Raw genomic sequence first — 24,902 nt, forward strand, 5'->3', positions numbered from 1 at the left:
GGAGAGGGAGAAAGGACATTACAGCGCCAGCAGACGCTCAACGGACGGCGCAAAGTAGTAGCCGCCGGTCACCGGTTTGGTGAAGCGCAACATGGCGTCGCGCTTGCCGTCGGTATCACCGAACATGCTCAGCAGCTGCTGCTCAATGTTATACAGGCGCGCGCAGTACGCGCAGAAGTAGAGGCCGTGCGTGCCGCTTGCCGTGCCGTAAGGCAGGCTCTGGCGGACAATCTTCAGCCCTTTGCCGTCTTCTTTGAGGTCAACGCGGGTCAGGTGAGAGGTTACAGGACGGTCGTCGCCGTCGATCTCTTCGTTGGCTTCTTTAGTGCGGCCAATCATCATCTCCTGGTCGTGCACGCTCATGCGGTTAAGCTGCTTGAGGTTGTGCTCCCAGCGCTGCACGAACACGTAGCTGCCGCCCGCGTCCACGCCGTCTTTGATTACCGCGACTTCACGACGCGTCTCTTCACCCGCCGGGTTTTCGGTGCCGTCGACGAAGCCGCTCAGATCGCGCTCTTCCACCCAGCGGAAGCCGTGAACCTCTTCCTGCACCTCAATGCTGTCGCCAAAGGCCGCTACTGCCGCCTGGGCAACGGAGAAGTTCACGTCGTGACGCAGGGAGAGAATGTGGATCAGCACGTCGTACTGGGTTGCCGGAGCCAGACCTTTGCCGTAAGGGATGAAGTCTTTTAGCTCTTCCGCCCCTTCGCCACCGCTCAGCTGACGCCAGACGTTATTGCCAAAGGCAACAACGGCGCCGAGGTGCGCTTCCGGGAATTTGGCCTGGAAGGTGGCCAGCTTATCAACAAACGCTTTACCGGCCGCACGCAGGGCATCCACGTCCCCTTTAACATTGGCTTCAATCCAAATCGCCGCGCGGCAATGTTCTGGCAAAATGCCACTCTGAACCTGAGACATCGCTCCTCCTGAAATAAAGATGCCACGTCAGCGTGGCATTGATGGCGGCTATTATACCCGGATTTCAGCGAGGCGGTTTGTTCAGGCGCAAATTACTGCTTCCAGAGTATTTTGCTCACTTTCCAGCTCCTGAGCGTGTCGTCGGACGGCATCAGACCTTCCGGGCCGCTCCAGGTTCCGGTGAAGACATAGCTGATGTGCTGGCTGCCTTCAGCCTTACATTCCACCGCGACCTTGTCGTCAGACGGCAGGCTGGTGCAGTTGCCAAAGGCCTGCTTATAAAGCTCGCTGAACGGCGTACCCACCTTCACACCGCTCGCCGTCGGAATATCTTCATCCATCACAGCAATTCGGTTTACTGTGCCTTTGTCACCGTTAATCACCAGCGCCAGCTTGTCGCCCTTCAGCGCTTCGTAATAGCGAACAATATTGCCATTCTCCGTTTTCATGCCGCTGCGCAGGCGGTAATCGCTGCTGAGCGCATCCTGAATAGCGTCATGATCCAGCGACGTCGCGGCGGTAATTTTCCCCACGCCCTGCTCGGTCACTTCCGTTGATGAGCCAAACCAGTTCCACGGATACGCGGCGGACCAGTTAATGGAGGAGAGCGTCGAACAGCCGGTCAACGCCAGCGGGAGAGCGCATAAAAGTAAACGCAGCGATTTCATTGAAACGTCCTTTCTTGTTAAATCAACGCTTGTTGGAGTGCGACATCGGCAAAAAGTGCCGGATTAATCATCCTGATGCGCAAAACAGGCGCGAAGACGCGGGTTGGTCAGCAGCCACAGCAGCGCCACAATATCGGCAACCACCAGCGCAACGCCGGTGCCCGTCAGCGGCTCACCGTACCACCAGAGTACCGGCTGCCAGAAGAGCAGCGCAACCTGGGCGAGGATCAGCAGCCAGCGAAGCGCGCGCCAAAAACGTGGTATCAAATGCCGCCGTCCGCTGACCAAAAAAGCCAGTACGGCCGGAATGCCCGGCAGTAATCCGATCCAGAATGCATCGTGATCGGGATAGAAGAGATTCAGCAGCGTATCGCCCTGCCCGCGCGACGCTCCGGCCATTACAAACAGCACCCAGGTGCGGGCCTGGAGCAGCAAAACGCACCAGAATAAAAAGGGCAGCCTGACGCGGCCCTGCGCGTCATAGTCTGCCGGGTGGATCTCAGTACTCTTCATCTTCGATCAGACGCTTTCCTAAACTCAGCACGTCGGAATGCTCGTAGCCCAGACGCTCATACATGCCCAGCACCACGTCGTTATCTTCCCGCACCATGATCTGGATTTTCGGGCAGCCGCGGGCGATCAGCTTCTTCTCGAGCCGGTTCAGCAGCGCATTGGCGATGCCGCGGCCACGGTATTCCGGGTGGACGCCCAGATAATAGGCCGAGCCGCGGTGGCCGTCGTAACCGCCCATGACCGTCCCCACAACCTCGCCATTGACTTCCGCGACCAAAAACAGACTGACGTCGTGATTCACCTTACGTTCGATATCCATTTCCGGATCGTTCCACGGACGCAGCAGATCGCAGCGCTCCCAAAGGGTGATCACCTCTTCGAAATCTTCCTGGCGAAAAACGCGTATCTCCATGGTATTAACCGCCTTTTCGGGTTTAAAAACAGTGATTATGGCGCGAAGCTCGCCTTTCGCCAATAACCGGGGAAAATCTCGCCAAAATTTGGCATAATGTCACTTTGTCACGTATTGAAATGAAAAGTAAAACAATTCTCAACATGGACTGTCGTAACGGGAAACACGATACGATATAACACCAGGACCCCATTTTTTAGTATTCAGGCCGCATGAGCACATTCAAACCATTAAAAGCACTCACATCGCGTCGTCAGGTTCTCAAAGCGGGGCTGGCGGCCTTAACGTTAACGGGCATCGCAAAGCAGGCTCAGGCGAAAGACGAGAGCACGCTCAAAACCAGTAACGGACACAGCAAACCGAAAACTAAAAAGCCGGGCGCGAAGCGTCTGGTGATGCTCGATCCGGGCCACGGCGGTATTGATACCGGCGCCATCGGTAAAAACGGGTCGAAAGAAAAACACGTCGTGCTGGCAATTGCAAAAAACGTGCGCGCAATTTTACGCAGCAACGGCATTGACGCCCGTCTGACGCGCTCTGGCGACACCTTTATTCCGCTGTATGACCGCGTTGAGATCGCCCACCAGCACGGTGCGGATCTGTTTATGTCGATTCACGCCGACGGCTTTACCAACCCTTCTGCGGCCGGCGCCTCGGTGTTTGCACTCTCTAACCGTGGCGCCAGTAGCGCCATGGCAAAATACCTTTCCGACCGCGAAAACCGCGCGGATGAAGTCGCCGGGAAAAAAGCCACCGACAAAGATCACCTGCTTCAGCAGGTGCTGTTCGACCTCGTGCAGACGGATACGATTAAAAACAGCCTGACGCTCGGCTCGCATATTCTGAAGAAAATTAAGCCGGTGCATCGTCTGCACAGCAAAGGCACCGAGCAGGCGGCGTTCGTGGTCCTGAAATCACCGTCCATTCCGTCCGTGCTGGTGGAAACATCCTTCATTACCAACCCTGAAGAAGAGCGGCTCCTCGGCACCACGGCGTTTCGTCAGAAGATCGCCAACGCTATCGCCTCCGGCATTATCAGTTACTTCAACTGGTTCGATAACCAAAAAGCGCACTCCAGGAAACGTTGATGAAACCCGATGCTCAACTGGTCAAAACCTTCCTGCTGCAGCTGCAGGATGAGATCTGCCAGAAACTGGCTGCCGCAGACGGCGGTGAATTTCAGGAAGATAACTGGCAGCGCGAGGCCGGGGGCGGCGGGCGCAGCCGGGTGCTGCGTAACGGCGGCATCTTCGAACAGGCAGGCGTGAATTTTTCCCACGTTCACGGCGACGCCATGCCCGCATCTGCGACGGCGCATCGTCCTGAACTGGCGGGCCGTAGCTTCGAGGCGATGGGCGTTTCGCTGGTAGTGCACCCGCACAACCCGTTCGTGCCGACGAGCCACGCCAACGTGCGCTTTTTCATTGCGGAAAAACCGGGCGCCGACCCGGTCTGGTGGTTCGGCGGCGGTTTCGATTTAACGCCATACTACGGCTTCGAAGAAGATGCCGTGCACTGGCACACCACCGCGCGGGATCTTTGCCTGCCGTTTGGCGAAGACGTCTACCCGAAATTTAAAAAGTGGTGCGATGACTACTTTTACCTGAAGCACCGCGACGAGCAGCGCGGCATCGGCGGGCTGTTCTTTGACGATCTCAACACGCCTGATTTTGATACCGCGTTCAGCTTTATGCGCGCGGTAGGCGAAGGCTATACCGACGCTTATCTGCCGATTGTCGAGCGCCGTAAAAATACCGACTACGGCGTGCGCGAGCGCGAGTTCCAGCTTTACCGCCGCGGGCGCTACGTGGAGTTCAACCTAGTGTGGGATCGCGGGACGCTGTTCGGCCTGCAGACCGGCGGGCGCACGGAGTCGATTCTGATGTCGATGCCGCCGCTGGTACGCTGGGAGTACTGCTACGAGCCAAAAGAAGGCAGCCCGGAGGCTGCCTTGCGTGAGTTTATTCAGGTTCGGGACTGGGTGTAGCCCTTATCCCCTCTCCCTTTGGGAGAGGGTTAGGGTGAGGGTAAAAATTACAGCGGCTGCGTCTGCGCCTCAACCACCGCCAGCGCCACCATGTTCACGATACGACGCACAGAGGCAATCGGCGTTAACACGTGCACCGGTTTCGCCACGCCCATCAGTACCGGCCCTACGGTCACCCCTTCAGAGCTGGAGACGCGCAGCAGGTTGTAGCTGATACGCGCCGCTTCCACGTTAGGCATAATCAGTATGTTGGCCGATCCCTTCAGCGGGCTGTCCGGCATACGTTCGTTACGGATGCTCTCCACCAGCGCGGCGTCGCCGTGCATCTCCCCGTCAATCATCAGCTCCGGCGCACGCTCGCGCACCAGCTCCAGCGTCTGGCGCATTTTGCACGCCGCCGCTGATTTAGACGAACCAAAGTTAGAGTGCGACAGCAGCGCCACCTTCGGCTCGATGCCAAAGCGACGGACGGTCTCGGCGGCCATCACGGTGATCTCCGCCAGCTCGTCCGGGGTCGGATCGTCGTTAACGTAGGTATCGGCAATAAAGGTGTTGCCGCTCGGCAGCAGCAGCGCGTTCATCGCCCCGGCGGTATGGACGCCGTCGCGATAGCCGAAGATCTCCTGCACCACGCTAAAGTGCTCGTGGTAATCGCCGATGGTGCCGCAGATCAGCGCGTCCGCCTCGCCGCGATGCACCATGATCGCGCCGATCACCGTCGTGTTGCTGATCACCGCTTTCTGCGCCTGCTCCTGGGTGATCCCCCGGCGCTTCATGATCGCGTAGTATTCGCTCCAGTACTCTTTGAAGCGCGGATCGGATTCGTTGTTAACGATCTCGAAGTCGACGCCCGGCTTAATCTGCAGGCCCAGCTTCTGGATACGCATTTCAATCACGCTCGGACGACCAATCAGGATCGGCTTCGCCAGGCCTAAGGTGATCAGCTCCTGGGTGGCGTGCAGCACGCGCGCCTCTTCCCCTTCCGCCAGCACCACGCGCTTCGCGTCGGCGCGGGCCTGAGAGAAGATCGGCTTCATGAAGAGGTTCGTTTTATAGACGAACTCGGTGAGCTTATCGACGTAAGCGTCGAAATCATGAATCGGACGCGTCGCCACGCCGGAGTCCATCGCCGCTTTGGCAACGGCTGGCGCAATTTTAACAATCAGACGCGGGTCGAACGGTTTGGGAATGATGTAGTCCGGGCCGAAGCTCAGATCCTGATCGCCGTACGCGGACGCAACCACTTCGCTCTGCTCGGCGTGCGCCAGCTCCGCGATGGCGTGAACGGCGGCAAGCTTCATCTCTTCGTTGATCGCCGTTGCGCCGACGTCCAGCGCGCCGCGGAAGATGAACGGGAAGCAGAGCACGTTGTTGACCTGGTTCGGGTAGTCCGAACGGCCGGTACAGATGATGGCGTCTTCACGCACCGCTTTCGCCAGCGGCGGCAGGATTTCCGGTTCCGGGTTCGCCAGGGCCAGGATCATTGGCGCACGCGCCATCTTCTTCACCATCTCCTGGGTCAACACTTTCGGACCGGAGCAGCCGAGGAAGATATCCGCGCCGTCAATCACGTCGTCCAGGGTGCGTTTACCGTCGTCGTCGACCGCGTACGCCGCTTTGGTTTCAGCCATGTTCGGCTCGCGGTCTTTATAGATAACGCCCTTGGAGTCGCAGACCACAATGTTATGTTTCTGCATACCCAGCGCCACCAGCAGGTTCATACAGGCGATGGCCGCGGCGCCTGCGCCAGAGACCACCATGCGCACGTCGGAGAGATTTTTCTCTACCACGCGCAGGCCGTTGAGAATCGCGGCGGTGCTGATAATCGCGGTTCCGTGCTGGTCATCATGGAACACGGGAATGTTCATACGCTCGCGCAGCTTCTGCTCGATATAGAAACATTCCGGCGCTTTGATGTCTTCCAGGTTAATCCCGCCGAAGGTCGGCTCCAGCGCGGCCACCACGTTGATGAATTTGTCAGGATCGAGTTCGTCCACCTCGATATCGAACACGTCGATACCGGCGAATTTCTTGAACAGCACCCCCTTCCCTTCCATCACCGGCTTACCGGCCAGCGCGCCAATGTTGCCCAGCCCCAGCACCGCCGTGCCGTTAGAGATCACGGCGACAAGGTTGCCGCGCGCGGTGTATTTGTAGGCCGCCAGCGGGTCTTTTTCGATTTCCAGACACGGGGCTGCGACGCCCGGCGAATAGGCCAGCGCCAGATCGCGCTGGGTTGCCAGCGGCTTGGTTGGGGAGACCTGGATTTTGCCCGGGACAGGGAACTCGTGAAAATCGAGGGCACTCTGTTTCAACTGCTCATCCATCTTATTTTTCCTTTCACGTATCGGTCAAAAGGGTGACGTAAGCGATCCTGATGCACACCCTGGTGTGCCGCCTAGTATCGCCTCAGGCCGCCTCCTAAACTTTGAAGGCAGCCAAACTCTCACCATCACACATTAAAAATTGTTATCAATTTATAACAGCCATGTTACCCGTCTCAAAAGCAATGCCTCCCCCGTCTGCTATGCTTTTTTGTTAAGTCCATCATGATTTTTCCAGAAGTGTGAACTAACGCACTCATCTAACTCTTTTATTTCCAAGGAGTAATCATTTATGAACCAGCTAGACGGCATCAAAAAATTCACCACCGTTGTTGCAGACAGCGGCGATATCGAGTCGATTCGCCACTATCAGCCGGAAGACGCGACCACCAACCCTTCGCTGCTGCTCAAAGCGGCCGGGCTTGCCCATTTTAGCCATCTGATTGATGACGCCATTGCCTACGGTAAACAGCGCGGGAAAACGCAGGAGCAGCAGGTCGCCGAAGCCAGCGATAAGCTGGCGGTTAATTTTGGTGCGGAAATTCTTAAAAGCATCCCGGGCCGCGTCTCGACCGAAGTCGACGCCCGCCTCTCGTTCGATAAAGAAAAGAGCATTAATAAGGCGCGTCGCCTGGTGGAACTGTACGAGGAGCAGGGGATCGATAAATCACGCATTCTGATCAAGCTGGCCTCCACCTGGGAAGGCATCCGTGCGGCAGAGGTGCTGGAAAAAGAAGGCATCCACTGCAACCTGACCCTGCTGTTCTCGTTTGCCCAGGCGCGCGCCTGCGCTGAAGCGGGCGTGTTCCTCGTCTCGCCGTTTGTCGGGCGCATCTACGACTGGTATCAGGCGAAACAGCCGATGGATCCGTACGTGGTGGATGAGGATCCGGGCGTGAAATCGGTCCGTAATATCTACGACTACTACAAACAGCACCGCTATGAAACCATCGTGATGGGGGCCAGCTTCCGCCGTACCGAGCAGATCCTCGCCCTGGCAGGCTGCGACCGTCTGACCATCTCCCCTAACCTGCTCCAGGAGCTCCAGGACAAAGAAGAAACGGTGATCCGCAAGCTGGTGCCGACCTCCACCGTTCTGCCAAAACCGAAAGCCATGACCGAAGCGGAATTCCGCTGGGAGCACAATCAGGACGCCATGGCCGTGGAAAAACTGGCGGACGGCATCCGCCAGTTCGCCGTCGACCAGCGCAAACTTGAAGATCTTCTCGCCGCCAAACTTTAACCTTGCCACGGAGTGAACTATGTCCCGTAAAGAGCTAGCCAATGCCATTCGCGCCCTCAGCATGGATGCCGTGCAAAAAGCCAATTCCGGCCACCCCGGCGCGCCGATGGGCATGGCTGATATTGCCGAAGTGCTGTGGAACGACTTTCTGAAGCACAACCCCAATGACCCGACCTGGTACGATCGCGACCGCTTTATTCTCTCCAACGGTCACGCCTCAATGCTGCTCTACAGCCTGCTGCACCTTTCCGGCTACGATCTGCCGCTTGAGGAGTTGAAAAACTTCCGCCAGCTGCACTCCAAAACGCCGGGGCACCCGGAAATTGGCTATACCCCGGGGGTGGAAACGACGACCGGACCACTCGGTCAGGGGCTGGCCAATGCGGTCGGGCTGGCGATTGCTGAACGCACGCTGGCGGCACAGTTTAACCAGCCGGACCACGAGATTGTCGACCACTACACCTACGTGTTTATGGGCGACGGCTGTCTGATGGAGGGGATCTCCCATGAGGTCTGCTCCCTGGCGGGCACGCTGGGGCTCGGCAAGCTGATTGGCTTCTACGATCACAACGGCATCTCCATCGACGGGGAGACCGAAGGCTGGTTTACCGACGACACGGCAAAACGCTTTGAAGCCTACCACTGGCACGTGGTGCACGAGATCGACGGTCACGATCCTGAGGCGGTGAAAAAAGCGATTCAGGAAGCGCAGAGCGTGAAGGATAAACCGTCCCTGATTATCTGCCGCACGGTCATCGGCTTCGGCTCGCCGAATAAGGCGGGCAAAGAGGAGGCGCACGGCGCGGCGCTGGGCGAGGAGGAAGTCGCGCTGACCCGGCAAAAGCTGGGGTGGAAACATCCACCGTTTGAGATCCCGAAAGAGATCTACAGAGCCTGGGATGCCCGTGAGGCGGGTGAAAAGGCCCAGCAGTCCTGGAACGAGAAGTTTGCCGCCTACAAAAAAGCGCACCCGGATCTCGCCGCCGAGTTTTCCCGCCGCATGAGCGGTGGCCTGCCGGAGGACTGGGACGATAGAACCCAGGCGCTGATTGAAAACCTGCAGTCCAACCCGGCGAAAATCGCCACCCGCAAGGCGTCGCAAAATACCCTGAACGCAATCGGCCCTCTTCTGCCCGAACTGCTCGGCGGCTCGGCGGATCTGGCGCCCAGCAACCTGACCATCTGGTCGGGCTCGAAATCGCTGAAAGAGGACATTGCCGGGAACTACATCCACTACGGCGTGCGCGAGTTTGGGATGACCGCGATTGCCAACGGCATCGCCCATCACGGCGGGTTTGTGCCGTACACCGCCACCTTCCTGATGTTCGTCGAGTACGCCCGTAACGCGGCGCGCATGGCGGCCTTAATGAAGGCGCGGCAGATTATGGTCTACACCCACGACTCCATCGGGCTGGGGGAAGACGGGCCTACGCACCAGGCGGTTGAACAGCTGGCGAGCCTGCGCCTGACGCCCAACTTCAGCACCTGGCGTCCGTGCGATCAGGTCGAAGCGGCGGTGGGCTGGAAGCTGGCGGTAGAACGCCACAATGGCCCAACGGCACTGATCCTGTCACGCCAGAACCTGGCGCAGATTGAGCGAACCCCGGAGCAGGTGAAAAACATCGCCCGCGGCGGCTACATCCTGAAGGACAGCGGCGGCAAGCCGGACGTGATCCTGATTGCGACCGGGTCCGAGGTGGAAATCACGGTGAAAGCGGCGGAGAAACTGACTGCCGAAGGACACGCGGTGCGCGTGGTGTCCCTGCCCTCAACGGATATTTTTGACGCCCAGGACGAGGCGTACCGGGAATCGGTCCTGCCGTCCAGCGTCGCGGCTCGCGTAGCGGTGGAAGCCGGTATTGCCGACTACTGGTACAAATATGTCGGGCTCAAAGGGGCGATTGTCGGCATGCGGGGCTACGGCGAGTCCGCCCCTGCCGATAAGCTGTTCCCGTACTTCGGCTTTACCGTTGAGAACGTGGTGGAGAAGGCGCTGAGCGTACTGTAGTGTTTTACCGCGTGATCCACAGCGTGGGCCAGGCATCTGGCCCGTTCCAGTTGTCGCAGCTGGGCTCCTCGGCGTAGCGCACCAGGCGGAAGCGCTGGCCGTCAAAACGCCAGCGCGTCTGGATCCCGCAATCGCCCAAACCGCGCCCCAGCGCGAGCGTTGTCAGCTCGCGCGTCTTTTCATCGAAGCTGGCGTTCATCAACTCCATTTCGCTCCCGTCGCCTGACGGCGTAAACGGCAGACGCAGCCTGACGCTGCGCGCGGTGAACGGTTTTTTACGCGATACCAGCCACGCCAGATCGACCGTGTTATAGGCCCCCGCCTCGCAGCTGACGATCAGCAGCGCTTTGTCATCGGTTAACGCGGTGACGCGTACTTCCCGGCGGTTAGGATCCAGCGAGCACTGGCTGGTGTTCATCCGCCCGGTGCCATAATCCAGCAGGTCGTTCAGTTCGGCGTGGGAGAGCGGCGTCGGGGTCGGGTTGACGACCGCCACCTTTTTAAGGGCAGGAGCAGGCGGAACGCTTAACGGCGGATCGTCACCTTTCTTGATCCACGCGGTTTCACTGCCGACGCGCTTTTGCTGCGCATCAATGAACAGCAGCGCGGCTTTCAGACCGCTCAGCGAAATAACCTGCTTACCGTCGCGCAGGGTCAGGGCCTTCCCTTCCTGGATGTTTTTCAGAAAGGCGGTGATGGTAGCCGCATCGTCCGTTTTAAGATGCCAGGGCGTGAGCTGCCAGCGCTGTTTGTCCAGCTTCAGGGGAACGTTATCCAGCAGCAGCCGGGGGGCAATCTCTGGCTCTTTTACCGAGGGCGTATCAAGGCCGCCGAGATCGATACGCAGCGTGGCGTCCGTTTTCGCCCCGGCGCTACGGGTGAGCGTCATGACCAGACCACGGTGTTCACCCGTGTTGCGTGCGAGGCAAAAATTCTGGTTATTGCAAGTTACCTGCCAGTCGGAGAAGGCTTGCTGGGCAGGTGCAGCCCGCACCTGCGGCGCGAGGAGCACACAAAACAGGTAAAACAAAAAGACGCTGTAGCGCATGAATGACACAATCCCGGAACGAAAACGCTTAACTGGGCAGTATCTTCGTGTTCCCGCCGGGGTTGCTCAATCGGATTTATCAGATATACCCGAAAAACAGGCTATATCCGTTCGAAAGTGGTGTTCATCAGCCCGGTTGTCTGTAAATACTGCAGTAATATCACCGCTTTACCATCCCTGATTTCGCCTGAACGCATCATCTCCAGCGCCCGGGCAAAAGGAAGCTCCAGCACTTCGATATCTTCATCCTCCACGCCACCGCCCCGGTGAGTGCGCTGCGCGTCGCTGTATTCCGCAATGAAGAAATGCACAATTTCCGTTACGCCGCCCGGCGACATAAACAGCTCGAAGACCTTTTTGACCTCGCCCACTTCGAAGCCGGTCTCTTCCACGGCCTCTTTGCGGATACAAACTTCCGGCTCATCATCATCGAGCAGGCCCGCGCAGGTTTCAATCAGACGTCCGTCAGGGTTGCCATTAACCCATGTCGCCACCCTGAACTGACGGATCAGCACCACGCTCTGCTTTTCACGGTTATAGAGCAGAATGGTTGCCCCGTTGCCGCGGTCGTAAACCTCGCGTTTGTGGCGGATCACCTCACCGTTGTTACGCGTAAGATCATAGGTGATGTTACGCAGGACAAAGTAGTTTTCAGAGAGAATTTTGTCTTTGATAACGTCAATTTTCAGGGTCATACGGGCTCCACAACACAATGAGTCGTCTTATACTACGCCGTGAATCCCGCTTTGTCGCCCGCCGGTTTAATGATGATTTGGCGCGTTAACCCCAAGCCAGTCGAGTATCCCCTGCGCCGCATGACGCCCTTCCGCCATTGCGGTCACCACCAGATCCGCGCCGCGTACCGCATCGCCCCCGGCGAAGATTTGTGGGTTAGTCGTCTGGTAACGGTAGCGGCTCTCGACGGAGGCAACGATCCGCCCCCGGTCGTCCGTTTCGACACCCTGCGCCTGCAGCCACGGCATCGCGTGCGGGTTAAAACCAAACGCCATGATGACCGCATCAGCCGCCATCACGAACTCGCTGCCCGCCACGGGAACCGGTCGACGCCGTCCCTGCGCGTCCGGTTCACCGAGCTCGGTACGCAGCATCCGGATACCGTTGATCTTACCGTTCGGATCCAGCGTCAGCTCAACCGGCTGGACGTTAAATTCAAACGCCGCACCCTCTTCTCGGGCGTTCTTCACCTCTTTCTTCGAGCCAGGCATATTGGCCTCATCCCGACGATAGGCGCAGGTCACCTTTGCCGCGCCGTGGCGTAACGCGGTGCGGACGCAGTCCATCGCGGTATCGCCCCCGCCAAGCACCACCACGTTTAAGCCATGGGTGTCGATAAACGGTTCGCTGGCCGTCGACTCCAGCCCCATAACGTGCAGCGTGTTACCTACAAGGAAAGGCAGCGCGTCATAGACCCCAGGCGCGTCCTCGTGCGGGATACTCGCCTTCATCGAGCGGTAGGTTCCCACGCCAATAAACAGGGCGTCGTACTCGTGCTTTAACTGCGACATCGACACGTCCTGGCCCACCTCGCAGTTCAGCTCGAAGCAGATCCCCATCGCGGTAAATATCTCTCTGCGCCGCGCGAGCAGCGATTTGTCCAGCTTGAATGCCGGGATGCCAAAGGTCAGCAATCCGCCAATTTCCGGATGCCGGTCATAGACCGTCACACTCGCGCCGCTGCGCGCCAGCACGTCGGCGCACGCCAGCCCGGCGGGGCCCGCGCCGACGATCGCAACACGTTTACCTGTCGGCGTGACGGCGGACATATCTGGCCGCCAGCCCATCGCCAGCGCCCGATCGGAGATATAGCGCTCAATGTTACCGATGGTCACGGATCCCGCCTCTTCACGTATTGTGCAGGCACCCTCGCATAATCGGTCCTGCGGACAGACGCGGCCGGTAATTTCAGGTAAACAGTTGGTCTGATGTGAAAGCTCGACCGCGCCGGCGATATCCCCCGCGTTGAGGCGCTCGATCCACTGCGGGATGTGGTTATGCAGCGGGCAGGTCCATTCGCAAATGCTGTGCTCTCCGCATTTCAGGCAGCGCGACGCCTCGCGGGCGGCCTGCTCGTCCCGGAACGGCAGGTAAATTTCGTTAAAATGGCTCACGCGTTCTGCGGCAGCCAGCTTGTCGGGCTCGCCGCGTGGCGGGGTTGTTTGCATCTGATGCAGTTTGGTGCGCGAAGCGTCTTCTCTGACGGCTTCCGCGTGCCAGGGCTGCGCCTCCAGGCAGGCCGTGCGCTGGCGGCGCGATTTCGCCAGAGTATCAAGGACAGCAGGCGTCGCCAGTGAGAGGACATCTGCCGGGCAATTTTCGATACAGGCCGGGCCGTGTGGCCGCGTCAGACAGAGATCGCATTTATTCGCCGAGGCCTTCACGCCGCCGCTGTCGAGCGGGGTGACGATAATCTCCATCGTGCCAAACGGGCAGGCCACCACGCAAGCCTTACAGCCGATGCATTTTTGTTGATTCACCTGTACGCTGTCATCGCATTTGCTGATGGCGCCGTTCGGGCAGCTTTGCGCGCAGGGCGCATTTTCACAGTGATGGCAGGTGACGGGGCTACTCTTCTCGCCGGACCTCAGGACCGTAATGCGGGGATGAAAATGGCGCTCGCTCAGGACGTGCTGCTCATCGTTGTGCGCCATCACGCAGGCCACTTCGCAGGCACGACACCCGATGCACTGCTGGCTGTTAGCCATAATAAAACGATTCATAACCACACCTGTTTTTGGTTCAATAACCTTATTCTTTGTATGAATAAGGTATTTACGCATCACGGCGCGATCGGGCAATGTTCAAATGCCCGGAATGCCGAATTATTTACAGTGAACCTGTAGCAGATCAATTTTATTCAGAGAGCCGTTCTGTGACCGTTAAACGACCCGTTTCCGGAAGCCTTGCCTGGGCTTTCTTTTCGATAATTGCCTTATCGGTGCTGACCAGTACCGTCGCGCTGCTGACGCTAGCCAGCAGCCAGCGTGACGCCGAAGCCATTAATATCGCGGGTTCGCTGCGCATGCAGAGCTATCGTCTGGGCTACGAGATGCAGCGCAACAGCCATGCCCTTGCCGCGCATCGCGACAGCTGGCAACGGACGCTGAGCGCGCCTGCCCTGCAGAAGCTGAACCGCTGGTACGTCCCGGACGATGTTAAAGCGCGCTACCAGCAGCTGCACGTAGCCTGGCTGGAGATGGATGCGCGCATCGCCCGCGGCGACAGCGCGTGGTATCAAACCCACATTGAGGATTTTGTCGGCCGCATTGATGCCTTTGTGCTCGCCCTTCAGCACTACACCGAACATAAAATCCAGACGGTGACCCTGCTCTCGCTGGCGGGCGCTCTCGGGATCCTGCTGCTGACGCTGTTTACGCTGCGACGCATCCGTCGCCAGGTGGTGTTGCCGCTTAACAATCTGGTGGCGGCCAGCGAACGGGTTGAGCGAGGGGAATTTGCAACCCCGGCGCCCGATACCGCCCTGCCGAACGAGCTGGGCCAACTCTCCCGCGCCTTCAACCACATGTCCGCCGAGCTGGCTACGCTCTACCGTTCGCTCGAGGCCTCGGTCGCGGAAAAGACTCGGCATCTGCATGAAGCCCACCAGCAGCTCGACATGCTGTTCAAATGCTCTCAGGCGCTGAATACCGGCCAGATAGACAGCCACTGCTTTCGGCATATCCTGCAGATTGTCCATGACTATACGCAGATGAATTATCTCGAACTGCGCACCAGCGACGACTGGCGGCTGTCTGAAGGGACGGAGTCACATGGCATTCCTCTGCAGCACCTGCCGGTACTGATGCAGGACACCCTTTACGGCGAGCTGCGCTGGCAAAGCGAGACGGACAGCGTCCCCCTTCCGCTGATGAGAAGCGTGGCGACCATGCTCGGGCGCGGGCTGTACTTTAACCAGGCGCAAAAACATTACCAGCAGCTGCTGCTGATGGAAGAGCGCGCCACCATTGCACGCGAGCTGCACGATTCGCTGGCGCAGGTGCTGTCGTATCTGCGCATTCAGCTTGCGCTGCTCAAACGCGCCGTGCCCGAGGAAAATACCCCGGCGCAGACCATTATCACCGACTTCTCCCGCGAGCTGAACAATGCCTGGCAGCAGCTGCGCGAGCTGCTTACCACCTTCCGCCTGACGCTGAACCACGCGAACTTACCCGCGGCGCTGCAGGAGTCCCTCGACGTCCTGCAGAGCCAGACGCAGGCGAAGCTGCATCTCGACTGCCGCCTCTCCTCGCTGGCGCTGGACGCGCAAAAGCAGGTGCATTTGCTGCAGATCGTGCGTGAGGCCGTGCTGAACGCCATTAAGCACGCGCAGGCCAGCGAGATCACCGTCAGCTGCGTGACCGCCGTGGACGGTACGCACAGCGTCAGCATTCGCGATAACGGCATCGGGATTGGCGAAGCCAGCGAGCCGCCGGGACACTACGGCCTGAACATTATGCGCGAACGCGCGCAACGGCTCGGCGGAATGCTGCACTTCTCGCAGCCGCAAAACGGCGGCACGCTGGTCAGCGTGACGTTCCCGGCGCCCGCGCCGTTAACGGGTAAATAACGGTAAAGGAGGACGCGCAGGAAAAAGCGCATGATAATTTACATTATCTCCTTTATTTCTCCACGTTTGACCTGAGCCTTACCGCTAAAGTTATGCGGGCAATAAACAATAATGACGTGCAGCAAAACGAGGTCACTCTTTCATGGCGAATTTTTTCATCGATCGCCCCATTTTTGCCTGGGTGCTTGCCATCCTGTTGTGTCTGACAGGTGTCCTGGCGATTACTTCACTTCCTGTTGAGCAATACCCCGATCTGGCACCGCCTAACGTGCGCGTAACGGCAAACTACCCCGGCGCTTCCGCTCAAACGCTGGAAAACACCGTGACGCAGGTTATCGAGCAGAACATGACGGGTCTGGATAACCTGATGTACATGTCCTCACAAAGTAGCGCCACGGGCCAGGCGACGGTTACCCTGAGCTTTAAGGCGGGCACGGACCCGGACGAAGCGGTGCAGCAGGTGCAAAACCAGCTGCAGTCGGCCATGCGCAAGCTGCCCCAGGCGGTGCAGAATCAGGGCGTGACCGTGCGTAAAACCGGTGATACCAACATTTTAACCATCGCGTTTGTCTCGACAGATGGCTCGATGGATAAACAGGACATTGCGGACTACGTCGCCAGTAATATTCAGGATCCCATCAGCCGTATCAACGGCGTCGGGGATATCGACGCCTATGGCTCACAATACTCTATGCGCATCTGGCTCGATCCCAACAAGCTAAACAGCGTCCAGATGACGGCAACCGACGTGACGAATGCCATCAAGGCCCAGAACGCCCAGATTGCGGTGGGGCAGCTGGGGGGAACGCCGTCCGTCGATAAGCAGGCCCTGAACGCCACCATCAATTCGCAATCCCTGCTGCAGACGCCGGACCAGTTCCGCAACATCACCCTGCGCGTGAATCAGGATGGGTCGGAAGTGCGTCTGGGCGATGTCGCCACTGTGGAAATGGGGGCGGAAAAATATGACTACCTGAGCCGCTTTAACGGCAATCAGGCCTCCGGTCTGGGGATAAAGCTTGCGTCCGGCGCAAACGAAATGGCCACGGCAAAACTGGTGTTAGACCGTCTGGACGAACTTTCACAGTATTTCCCGCACGGGCTGGAGTACAAAGTCGCCTATGAAACCACCTCCTTCGTTAAAGCGTCGATCGAGGACGTGGTGAAGACCCTGCTGGAAGCCATCGCGCTGGTATTCCTGGTGATGTACCTGTTCCTGCAAAACTTCCGCGCGACGCTGATCCCAACCATTGCCGTCCCCGTGGTGCTGCTGGGGACCTTTGCGGTGCTTTACGCGTTCGGGTACAGCATTAACACCCTGACGATGTTTGCGATGGTGCTGGCGATTGGCCTTCTGGTGGATGATGCCATCGTGGTGGTTGAAAACGTCGAACGCATCATGAGCGAAGAAGGACTCTCCCCGCGCCAGGCGACGCGCAAATCCATGGGGCAAATTCAGGGGGCGCTGGTCGGTATCGCGATGGTGCTGTCGGCCGTCTTTATCCCGATGGCCTTCTTTGGCGGCACCACCGGGGCGATTTACCGTCAGTTCTCAATAACCATCGTCTCGGCGATGGTGCTCTCCGTGCTGGTGGCGCTGATCCTCACCCCTGCGCTGTGCGCCACCATTCTGAAACCGCTGCACAAAGGGGAGCAGCACGGGCAAAAAGGGTTCTTCGGCTGGTTTAACCGGATGTTCAACCGCAATGCCGCGCGGTATGAATCTGCCGTCGGTGGCGTGCTCCATCGCAGCCTGCGCTGGATGATGATTTACGTTGTGCTGCTGGGCGGCATGGTCTGGCTGTTTATGCATCTCCCCACCTCTTTTCTGCCGATGGAAGACCGCGGCATGTTCACCACCTCGGTGCAGCTCCCGAGCGGCGCAACGCAGCAGCAGACGCTGAAAGTGGTCCAGAAAGTGGAGCAGTACTTCTTCACCAAAGAGAAAGACAACGTTGTGTCGGTCTTCTCCACCGTGGGCTCTGGCCCGGGCGGAAACGGGCAGAACGTCGCCCGCATGTTCGTCCGCCTGAAGGACTGGGACGAGCGCGATACCCGAACGGGAACGTCATTTGCCATTATTGAACGTGCGACCAAAGCCTTTGCGCACATTAAAGAGGCGCGCGTCTTCGCCAGCAGCCCGCCGGCGATAAGCGGTCTGGGCAGTTCCGCCGGGTTTGATATGGAGCTGCAGGATCACGCCGGCGCGGGCCACACGGCGCTGATGGCGGCACGCGATAAGCTGTTAGCGCTGGCGGGCAACGATCCTGGCCTGACCCGCGTTCGCCATAACGGTCTTGACGACAGCCCGCAGCTCCAGGTGGATATCGATCAGCGTAAGGCGCAGGCGCTGGGCGTGTCGATCAACGATATCAACGACACCCTGCAGACGGCGTGGGGCTCGAGCTATGTGAATGACTTTATGGATCGCGGCCGCGTGAAAAAAGTGTATGTCCAGTCCGCCGCGCCGTTCCGCATGCTGCCGGATGATATAAACCGCTGGTTTGTCAGGAATAACGCTGGCGGCATGGTGCCGTTCTCCGCGTTTGCCACCTCGCACTGGGAGAGCGGTTCGCCGCGTCTGGAGCGCTATAACGGCTACTCTGCGGTTGAAATCGTCGGGGAAGCCGCGCCGGGCGTCAGTACCGGTACCGCTATGGATACCATGGAAAAACTGGTCCAGCAGCTGCCCGCCGGTTTTGGTCTGGAGTGGACGGCCATGTCCTACCAGGAGCGTCTCTCCGGGGCACAGGCTCCCGCGCTTTACGCGCTCTCTCTGCTGGTGGTCTTCCTCTGCCTAGCCGCACTGTATGAAAGCTGGTCAGTCCCGTTCTCCGTCATGCTGGTCGTGCCGCTTGGCGTCATCGGTGCGCTGCTGGCGACCTGGATGCGCGGCCTCGAGAACGATGTTTACTTCCAGGTGGGTCTGCTCACCGTGATTGGGCTATCGGCAAAAAACGCCATTCTGATCGTTGAATTTGCCAACGAGATGAATGCCAAAGGCCACGAGCTGATGGCCGCCACGCTGCACGCCTGCCGTCAGCGCTTACGCCCGATCCTGATGACGTCGCTGGCGTTTGTCTTTGGCGTACTGCCGATGGCAACCAGTACGGGCGCAGGCTCCAGCAGCCAGCATGCCGTCGGGACGGGGGTGATGGGCGGCATGATTTCGGCCACCGTCCTGGCCATTTACTTCGTGCCGTTGTTCTTTGTGCTGGTGCGTCGTCGCTTCCCGCTAAAGGAACGGGCTGAGTAAGTGATTGAAATAAAAAAAGGCGGCTTTATCGGCCGCCTTTTTATTGTGTGATTAATTCACACTATGGTTATTTTACTTATTTTAGTGCTCTTGCAATTCTTACTGAATGTCATTTACGAAGCATGCCTTCGATAAAATCTTTCCAGTTCCCCAGTTCACGTTCAATCATAACAACCTCTCTTATTATTATGCGCATTCTACAAAAACGGACCATCATTGTGAAGACTATTTAACCAATTGCTGTGATTGTACCCCACGTCCTGCGGGGATTTATGATAAATATGAACGGAGAGGCCTCAATTTTTTGTGACGGCTGGCAATATTTTGAAATAACCCTCCGAACGGGTGAGTTTTATTTTACCCGCTGAGTTTATTCGAAATTTAAACTTTATGGACATCTATGCTTAAGGGTGAAAGAATATTCAGCGTACAGATGTGAGTTGAATTAAGAAGAAGAGTAAATCCAGACGACTCCTGAATGTGTTATATTCCACTTAAGGATATATCTTCGAATTTACTGAACATTTAATCATCATTAGGTCAAAAGGATTCACCATGGTTGTGATGTACGGCATTAAAAATTGCGACACCATCAAAAAAGCCCGTCGCTGGCTGGAAGCAAACGGCGTGGAGTACCGTTTCCACGATTACCGAGCCGATGGGCTTGATGCAGAATTTCTGCATAGCGCGATCGGCGAGCTGGGGTGGGAAGCCCTGCTGAACACCCGCGGCACCACCTGGCGTAAGCTGGACGAATCTCTGCGCGCCAGCATCAACAACGCCGACAGCGCGGCAAAACTGATGCTCGACATGCCGGCAATTATCAAACGCCCATTGCTCTGCGCGCCAGGGCAGCCTATGCTGCTGGGTTTCAGTGAAACCCTTTATTCCGACTTTTTTCGTTGAGGTGTAGTTTATGTCATGCCCGGTCATTGAGCTGACTCAGCAGCTTATTCGCCGTCCTTCCCTTAGCCCGGACGACGCAGGTTGTCAGGCACTTATGATTGAGCGCCTGCGTGCCATCGGTTTTACCGTTGAACGCATGGATTTTGGCGATACCCAGAACTTCTGGGCGTGGCGCGGACAGGGCGAAACGCTGGCCTTTGCCGGGCATACTGACGTCGTTCCCGCCGGTGACGCGGATCGCTGGATCAACCCGCCGTTTGAACCGACCATCCGCGACGGCATGCTGTTTGGTCGCGGCGCGGCAGACATGAAAGGCTCCCTGGCGGCGATGGTCGTGGCGGCAGAGCGCTTTGTGGCTCAGCATCCAAACCACAAAAACCGTCTGGCGTTTTTAATCACCTCCGACGAAGAAGCCAGCGCCCATAACGGCACCGTGAAGGTTGTTGAAGCGCTGATGGCGCGTAACGAGCGTCTCGACTACTGCCTGGTCGGTGAGCCGTCCAGTACCGAAGTGGTGGGTGATGTTGTCAAAAATGGGCGCCGCGGCTCGCTGACCTGTAACCTGACCATTCACGGCGTTCAGGGGCACGTTGCATACCCGCATCTGGCCGATAACCCGGTCCATCGCGCTGCGCCAATGCTGAGCGAACTGGTGGGCATCGAGTGGGATAAAGGCAACGAATTCTTTCCGCCAACCAGCATGCAGATTGCGAACGTCAAGGCCGGGACCGGCAGCAATAACGTGATCCCGGGTGATTACTTCGTCCAGTTTAACTTCCGCTTCAGCACCGAACTGACCGATGAGATGATCAAGGCGCGCGTTATCGCGCTGCTGGAAAAATATCACCTGCGCTACACCGTGGAGTGGTGGCTTTCCGGCCAGCCGTTCCTGACGCAGCGCGGTAAGCTGGTGGATGCGGTGGTGAACGCCATCGAGCACTATAATGAAATTAAGCCACAGCTGCTGACAACGGGTGGCACCTCAGACGGACGCTTTATCGCCCGTATGGGCGCCCAGGTTGTCGAACTGGGTCCAGTGAACGCAACCATTCATAAAATCAATGAGTGTGTCAATGCGGCAGATTTGCAACTGCTGGCCCGTATGTATCAACGTATTATGGAGCAACTCGTCGCCTGACGAACGCTCTGAGAGGAATAGCGAATGGATTGGCTTTCAAAGTACTGGTGGATTCTGGTGTTAGTTTTTCTGGTTGGCGTACTGCTGAACGTGATTAAAGATCTTAAGCGCGTTGACCATAAAAAATTTCTCGCCAACAAACCGGATCTTCCCCCGCACCGTGATTTTAACGACAAGTGGGACGATGACGACGACTGGTCGAAGAAGGACCAGAAGAAGTAATCGTTAAGTTTCCCCTCTCCCCGGGAGAGGGGGAAACCTCACATAAACTCTACAATATCATCGTTATCCGGCTTGCCGCCGCTGAGCGCTTCATCAAAGTAGTGCTTTGGTACGGTATAGCGCAAACGATCGAGCGCGAACTGCATGCTACGGTCGTCAATCGCGTGGCCCAGATCGTCAACAATATCCAGCGTCACGTCCCCACCTTCGCGAATCAGCGCTTCCTGAGCGGCAACCGCATGCGATAGCTCAATCACCCGGTCTTCGCCACCGTGGATCAGGTGGATCGTGGTCTGCGTGGTCGCGCTTGTCGGTAACGTCGCAAAACGGCCGTTAAACGCAATGACGCGTGACGCCAGACCCGGCTGCGCTTTTACGCTTTCCAGCGACATGATTGACCCCTGCGAGAAGCCTATCAGCGCGGTCGCGTCAGCACCCACGCCGCTCTGCTGCTGCCAGTAGCGGACGATGTCGATAAAGGTGGGCATGATGGCGTCGATGCGAGCCTGACGATTCTCTTCCGTCACGCCCTGAACAGAGAACCACTGGCGTCCGTTCGGACCACATGGCTCTACGCCACCGATGCTGACAATCAATGCCTCCGGAAAAACGGGCGCAAACCAGCTGCCAATCTGACCCATATTGACGGCATTATCGCCAACGCCATGAAACAGAAGCAGTAACTGTTTAGCCGGTTTGTCAGGGCCTTGAACAACAAAATGGTCGTGTTTCATGGTGGTCTCCTTAATAGATGACCTGGATTCTACGCCTCCGGACGTGAATGACCATGCCACTTTACTGAAGAAGTCATTGAAAAAATTGCCATTGCAAAATATCTTCTTTCAGCTGCTGGCAGCGCGGATAGTCAAGACTTTCAATCGCTTGCGCGGTTTCATTCCGCAACGTTGCCAGCAAGGCTTTTCGCCCGACGTCTTCCACTTTCCCTTCCATTTTCCCACGCAGGGCCGGAAGCGGCATGTCCACGGTTAACAACAGCCGCGTCAGTGCGGCAACCGAGGTTGAAAACGCCCGATGCGCAAAAGCAAACCCCGCCAGCTCCAGCCAGTCGTCATTATTAAGGGTAGCTTCCCAGCCGTCTTCCACGGGGATCTTTTCACCGTTCCAAGCCGATAACACCCGCGCATCGCGCTTCAGACGCTGCTGCGCCTGCTCGCACAGCTGACGCCCGGCCTCGCTCTGCGGCCGCAACGCCATCGCGGTGTAGCAGCCGCTGCTGGCTTCACGATGGCTGCCCATCCTCACCAGCACAAACCCACATTGCTGCCAGAAACGCCACAGCTCATCGGCATAACCAAAGCTCACCGACAGATAGTCTTCGCCCCTGGCGCCGCGAACAAGCGCCTGGCCAATCCCTTCCCGCTGACGGTGAGGATGTACGGCAATGCGGGTGACCCGTCGTCCTCTGAGCGTCGCCGCCAGCGGAGAGCCGCCGTGCGCCGCCAGAGACTGCGCCACCAGGTTACCGCGCGGACGCCGGTATCCTGCCCATACGGCGCGGCTAAGCTCAGGGGAGAGCCCGCCCTCCTCAACCAGCCAGAGCGCCCCGGCGATATCCGGGTCCGTTTCGGCAACGGCAAACTGCTGCCCGGGCGCGTCCATCATGCGGCGTAAATCGAGCGGCGAGGTGCGATAATGCGCCGCGCAGAGAAGCTCGTATACGCTCGCTGCAAGCGCCGGGCGGCTTTCCCATGCCGTCGGCGTCAGGGACGTTAAACGCACCTCCCCTTCCGGGCGTCGGTCAATCAGCGTATCGTCAAACAGCAGCGCGCTGGCAACAACCCGCTCAAGCGGGCAGCCCGCAGCCCAGCGTACCGGTGTAGATAAGCTGTAGCGCTGCAGCCCGGCAAACCGACCGCAGAATTTAAGCAAGAATCCCCGGCCCGTCCCCTCATATCCCTGCACCGTGGTGGTCAACAGCACGCGAGGGAAACGGACTGCTAACTTTTCCAGCAGCGGACCGGGGATCGCAGCGGCTTCATCGACAATGAGCCAGTCAGCCTGGCGTGAAGAGGCAAGCAGCGCGTCCGGGGCCATAAAATGAAAACGCTCTCCGGCAAAGCGGGCGATGATATCCGTCGCCCCCTTCGACGGCGCGGTAACCACGGCGCTGCCCGCAATGCGGTTCAGCAGCATGCCCGCCAGGGCTGATTTTCCGCGCCCGCGCGCGGCGGTGACGGCCACGATGCCACCCGACATCCCCTGCAGCACATCCAGGATCTCAGCCTGCTCGCGCTGCGGGGCGCCGCTGGCAGGCTGCCAGTCTGGCGCGTCGGGTAAAGGCGGAAGGGATAACGCGCGGCCCTGAAGCCAGACAATCGCGTCGGGATCGGCGGCAATCGTCCGGCAGAAATGGTGGACAAAATGCGGCGTGGCTATCGCTTCGGCGCTGTCGCTCCAGCGCAGTGAATCGCTGTCAGGCAACCCGGGCCACGCATCGAGCGGCGGAACCCGCAGCACCAGAAGGCTTCCGGCGCTCAGCGTTCCGCTCAGGGCGGCAAATGCGGCGACATCAAACCCGGCGCTGGCGTCAAAAACGGCGTGCCGGTACTCGCGTCCCAGCAGGCCGCCGATGGCTTTTGAAGGGTGTTCGTCAAGCCTTACCCAGTCTCCGGGCAAGGCGTCACGCAGGGTCAGCGCCTGGGTTAACGTCCACTGCGCCTCACCGCTGAGCACCACCAGCCGACGATGGCCGGTGCGCTCAAGCTCGCTTATCAGCTGTTCAAACTCCAGCATTACATCGCTTTGCCGAAGGTATTACACTGCGCCGGATCGCCGCTGTCGAAGCCGCGTTTGAACCAGCTATAGCGCTGCTGTGAAGTACCGTGAGTGAAGCTGTCCGGCACGACGCGCCCCTGGCTCTGCTGCTGAAGGCGGTCATCACCAATAGCCTGAGCGGCATTTAACGCCTCTTCAAGATCGCCGGATTCCAGCACGCCCTGCTGCTGCATGCTGTGGCCCCAGACGCCCGCGAAGCAGTCCGCCTGCAGCTCCATTTTAACGGAAAGGCGGTTCACGTCAGCCTGAGACGCATTTTGCTGGAGCTGGCGCACTTTGGGCTCAATTCCCAGCAGTTTTTGCACGTGATGGCCGACTTCATGCGCAATCACGTAGCCCTGGGCAAAATCACCGTCAGCGCCAAGCTTGCGTTTCATGTCATCGTAAAAAGAGAGATCGATATAGACGGTGCCGTCTGCCGGGCAGTAGAACGGCCCCATCACAGATTGCCCGGTACCGCATCCGGTGCGGGTTGCCCCCCGGTACATCACCAGCTTCGGCTGCTGGTAGGTACGCCCCATCTTCTCAAACAGCTGACTCCAGGTGTCTTCTGTTGTGGCGAGAATAACGGAGGTAAATTTGGCCGCTTCATCTTCATTCGGGCTGATGGAGCGCTGAGAATGCTCCTGCTGCTGCAGAGGCTGACCGGTCATCAACCCGGTGAGGTCAACGCCGTAATACCCCGCAACCAGCACGACAATCAGCAGGATGATACCGCCCTTGCCGCTGGGTAACCGGAAGCCTGGTCCTCCCATTGAAGGACCGCCGCCGCCATCACTGCGTCTGTCTTCTACATTGTCACTTTCACGACGCCCTTGCCAGCGCATAACCACCTCGAACTATTCCATTTATAATAGCTATGATCGTAGGCGGTTAAC

Annotated in this window: 21 protein-coding genes; 9 read left to right on the forward strand and 12 right to left on the reverse strand. The window is 58.3% G+C overall.

Going from position 1 to position 24,902, the window contains the following annotated elements; all coding sequences use genetic code 11:
• Positions 1-18: 18 nt before the first annotated feature.
• The 4 genes from NWV12_RS16000 to NWV12_RS16015 form a co-directional block, all read right to left on the reverse strand.
• Positions 19-918 (reverse strand): Dyp-type peroxidase, encoded by a 900-nt coding sequence (locus NWV12_RS16000; RefSeq protein WP_033146154.1) that lies wholly within the window; start codon positions 916-918, stop codon positions 19-21.
• 92 nt (positions 919-1,010) lie between these two features.
• Entirely contained in the window at positions 1,011-1,586 is a 576-nt protein-coding gene (locus NWV12_RS16005) for an RpoE-regulated lipoprotein (RefSeq protein WP_048978874.1), read from the reverse strand.
• A 63-nt stretch (positions 1,587-1,649) separates the two neighbouring features.
• Positions 1,650-2,099, reverse strand: a complete 450-nt coding sequence (locus NWV12_RS16010) for a DUF2919 domain-containing protein (RefSeq protein WP_029739985.1) — start codon at positions 2,097-2,099, stop codon at positions 1,650-1,652.
• Complete coding sequence (locus NWV12_RS16015) at positions 2,086-2,511, reverse strand: GNAT family acetyltransferase (RefSeq protein ID WP_023308738.1); 426 nt, start codon at positions 2,509-2,511, stop codon at positions 2,086-2,088. Before NWV12_RS16015 ends, NWV12_RS16010 begins: the two co-directional genes overlap by 14 nt.
• Before the next feature lie 212 nt (positions 2,512-2,723).
• On the opposite strand from NWV12_RS16015, the gene amiA reads away from it, so the two are divergent.
• Both amiA and hemF read left to right on the forward strand, forming a co-directional pair.
• Positions 2,724-3,599 (forward strand): N-acetylmuramoyl-L-alanine amidase AmiA, encoded by an 876-nt coding sequence (gene amiA / locus NWV12_RS16020; RefSeq protein ID WP_023308739.1) that lies wholly within the window; start codon positions 2,724-2,726, stop codon positions 3,597-3,599.
• A complete protein-coding gene (gene hemF / locus NWV12_RS16025; protein ID WP_029739984.1) occupies positions 3,599-4,498 on the forward strand; it encodes an oxygen-dependent coproporphyrinogen oxidase in 900 nt (299 codons plus the stop codon). Before amiA ends, hemF begins: the two co-directional genes overlap by 1 nt.
• 47 nt (positions 4,499-4,545) lie before the next feature.
• Here hemF and maeB read toward each other — a convergent pair whose 3' ends face one another.
• Positions 4,546-6,825 (reverse strand): NADP-dependent oxaloacetate-decarboxylating malate dehydrogenase, encoded by a 2,280-nt coding sequence (gene maeB, locus NWV12_RS16030; protein WP_023308741.1) that lies wholly within the window; start codon positions 6,823-6,825, stop codon positions 4,546-4,548.
• Between the two features lie 289 nt (positions 6,826-7,114).
• Between maeB and tal the strand changes: the two genes are divergently transcribed.
• On the forward strand, positions 7,115-8,065 hold the full coding sequence (gene tal, locus NWV12_RS16035) for a transaldolase (protein WP_033146157.1): 951 nt from the start codon (positions 7,115-7,117) through the stop codon (positions 8,063-8,065).
• 19 nt (positions 8,066-8,084) lie between these two features.
• On the forward strand, positions 8,085-10,073 hold the full coding sequence (gene tkt / locus NWV12_RS16040) for a transketolase (protein WP_048978873.1): 1,989 nt from the start codon (positions 8,085-8,087) through the stop codon (positions 10,071-10,073).
• Positions 10,074-10,077: 4 nt separating this feature from the next.
• Here the strand turns inward: tkt and NWV12_RS16045 are convergent, their stop codons facing one another.
• From NWV12_RS16045 to aegA, 3 genes are all read right to left on the reverse strand, one after another.
• The gene (locus NWV12_RS16045; RefSeq protein WP_048978872.1) at positions 10,078-11,121 is read right to left on the reverse strand and encodes a DUF1176 domain-containing protein; all 1,044 of its coding nucleotides are present in this window, start codon (positions 11,119-11,121) and stop codon (positions 10,078-10,080) included.
• 101 nt (positions 11,122-11,222) lie between these two features.
• Complete coding sequence (gene nudK / locus NWV12_RS16050; protein WP_023308745.1) at positions 11,223-11,816, reverse strand: GDP-mannose pyrophosphatase NudK; 594 nt, start codon at positions 11,814-11,816, stop codon at positions 11,223-11,225.
• Positions 11,817-11,882: 66 nt separating this feature from the next.
• The gene (gene aegA, locus NWV12_RS16055; protein ID WP_048978871.1) at positions 11,883-13,859 is read right to left on the reverse strand and encodes a formate-dependent uric acid utilization protein AegA; all 1,977 of its coding nucleotides are present in this window, start codon (positions 13,857-13,859) and stop codon (positions 11,883-11,885) included.
• Between the two features lie 152 nt (positions 13,860-14,011).
• On the opposite strand from aegA, the gene narQ reads away from it, so the two are divergent.
• The gene (gene narQ / locus NWV12_RS16060) at positions 14,012-15,706 is read left to right on the forward strand and encodes a nitrate/nitrite two-component system sensor histidine kinase NarQ (protein WP_048978870.1); all 1,695 of its coding nucleotides are present in this window, start codon (positions 14,012-14,014) and stop codon (positions 15,704-15,706) included.
• Positions 15,707-15,848: 142 nt separating this feature from the next.
• Positions 15,849-18,962 (forward strand): multidrug efflux RND transporter permease AcrD, encoded by a 3,114-nt coding sequence (gene acrD / locus NWV12_RS16065; protein WP_045888589.1) that lies wholly within the window; start codon positions 15,849-15,851, stop codon positions 18,960-18,962.
• 109 nt (positions 18,963-19,071) lie between these two features.
• On the opposite strand, the gene ypfM is transcribed toward acrD, so the two are convergent.
• Positions 19,072-19,131, reverse strand: a complete 60-nt coding sequence (gene ypfM / locus NWV12_RS16070; protein WP_015572204.1) for a protein YpfM — start codon at positions 19,129-19,131, stop codon at positions 19,072-19,074.
• Between the two features lie 386 nt (positions 19,132-19,517).
• Between ypfM and NWV12_RS16075 the strand changes: the two genes are divergently transcribed.
• From NWV12_RS16075 to NWV12_RS16085, 3 genes are read left to right on the forward strand one after another with little or no spacing between them, the layout of a single operon-like run.
• On the forward strand, positions 19,518-19,868 hold the full coding sequence (locus NWV12_RS16075; RefSeq protein WP_033146164.1) for an ArsC family reductase: 351 nt from the start codon (positions 19,518-19,520) through the stop codon (positions 19,866-19,868).
• A 10-nt stretch (positions 19,869-19,878) separates the two neighbouring features.
• A complete protein-coding gene (dapE, locus tag NWV12_RS16080) occupies positions 19,879-21,006 on the forward strand; it encodes a succinyl-diaminopimelate desuccinylase (protein WP_039263709.1) in 1,128 nt (375 codons plus the stop codon).
• Between the two features lie 24 nt (positions 21,007-21,030).
• Positions 21,031-21,228, forward strand: coding sequence for a YpfN family protein (locus NWV12_RS16085; protein WP_048978869.1), 198 nt, complete (start codon positions 21,031-21,033; stop codon positions 21,226-21,228).
• 38 nt (positions 21,229-21,266) lie between these two features.
• Here NWV12_RS16085 and ypfH read toward each other — a convergent pair whose 3' ends face one another.
• The 3 genes from ypfH to NWV12_RS16100 all read right to left on the reverse strand — a co-directional run bounded on the left by ypfH (position 21,267) and on the right by NWV12_RS16100 (position 24,851).
• Positions 21,267-21,962 carry an esterase gene (gene ypfH, locus NWV12_RS16090; RefSeq protein ID WP_048978868.1) on the reverse strand — a complete coding sequence of 232 codons (696 nt, stop codon included), beginning with the start codon at positions 21,960-21,962 and terminating at the stop codon, positions 21,267-21,269.
• Between the two features lie 73 nt (positions 21,963-22,035).
• Positions 22,036-23,982, reverse strand: coding sequence for a tRNA(Met) cytidine acetyltransferase TmcA (locus NWV12_RS16095; protein WP_048978867.1), 1,947 nt, complete (start codon positions 23,980-23,982; stop codon positions 22,036-22,038).
• Complete coding sequence (locus tag NWV12_RS16100) at positions 23,982-24,851, reverse strand: neutral zinc metallopeptidase (protein WP_047060716.1); 870 nt, start codon at positions 24,849-24,851, stop codon at positions 23,982-23,984. Before NWV12_RS16100 ends, NWV12_RS16095 begins: the two co-directional genes overlap by 1 nt.
• Between the last annotated feature and the right edge of the window lie 51 nt (positions 24,852-24,902).

The sequence above is a fragment of the Enterobacter sp. Crenshaw genome (assembly GCF_024734705.1).
GTDB lineage: Bacteria > Pseudomonadota > Gammaproteobacteria > Enterobacterales > Enterobacteriaceae > Enterobacter > Enterobacter asburiae_B.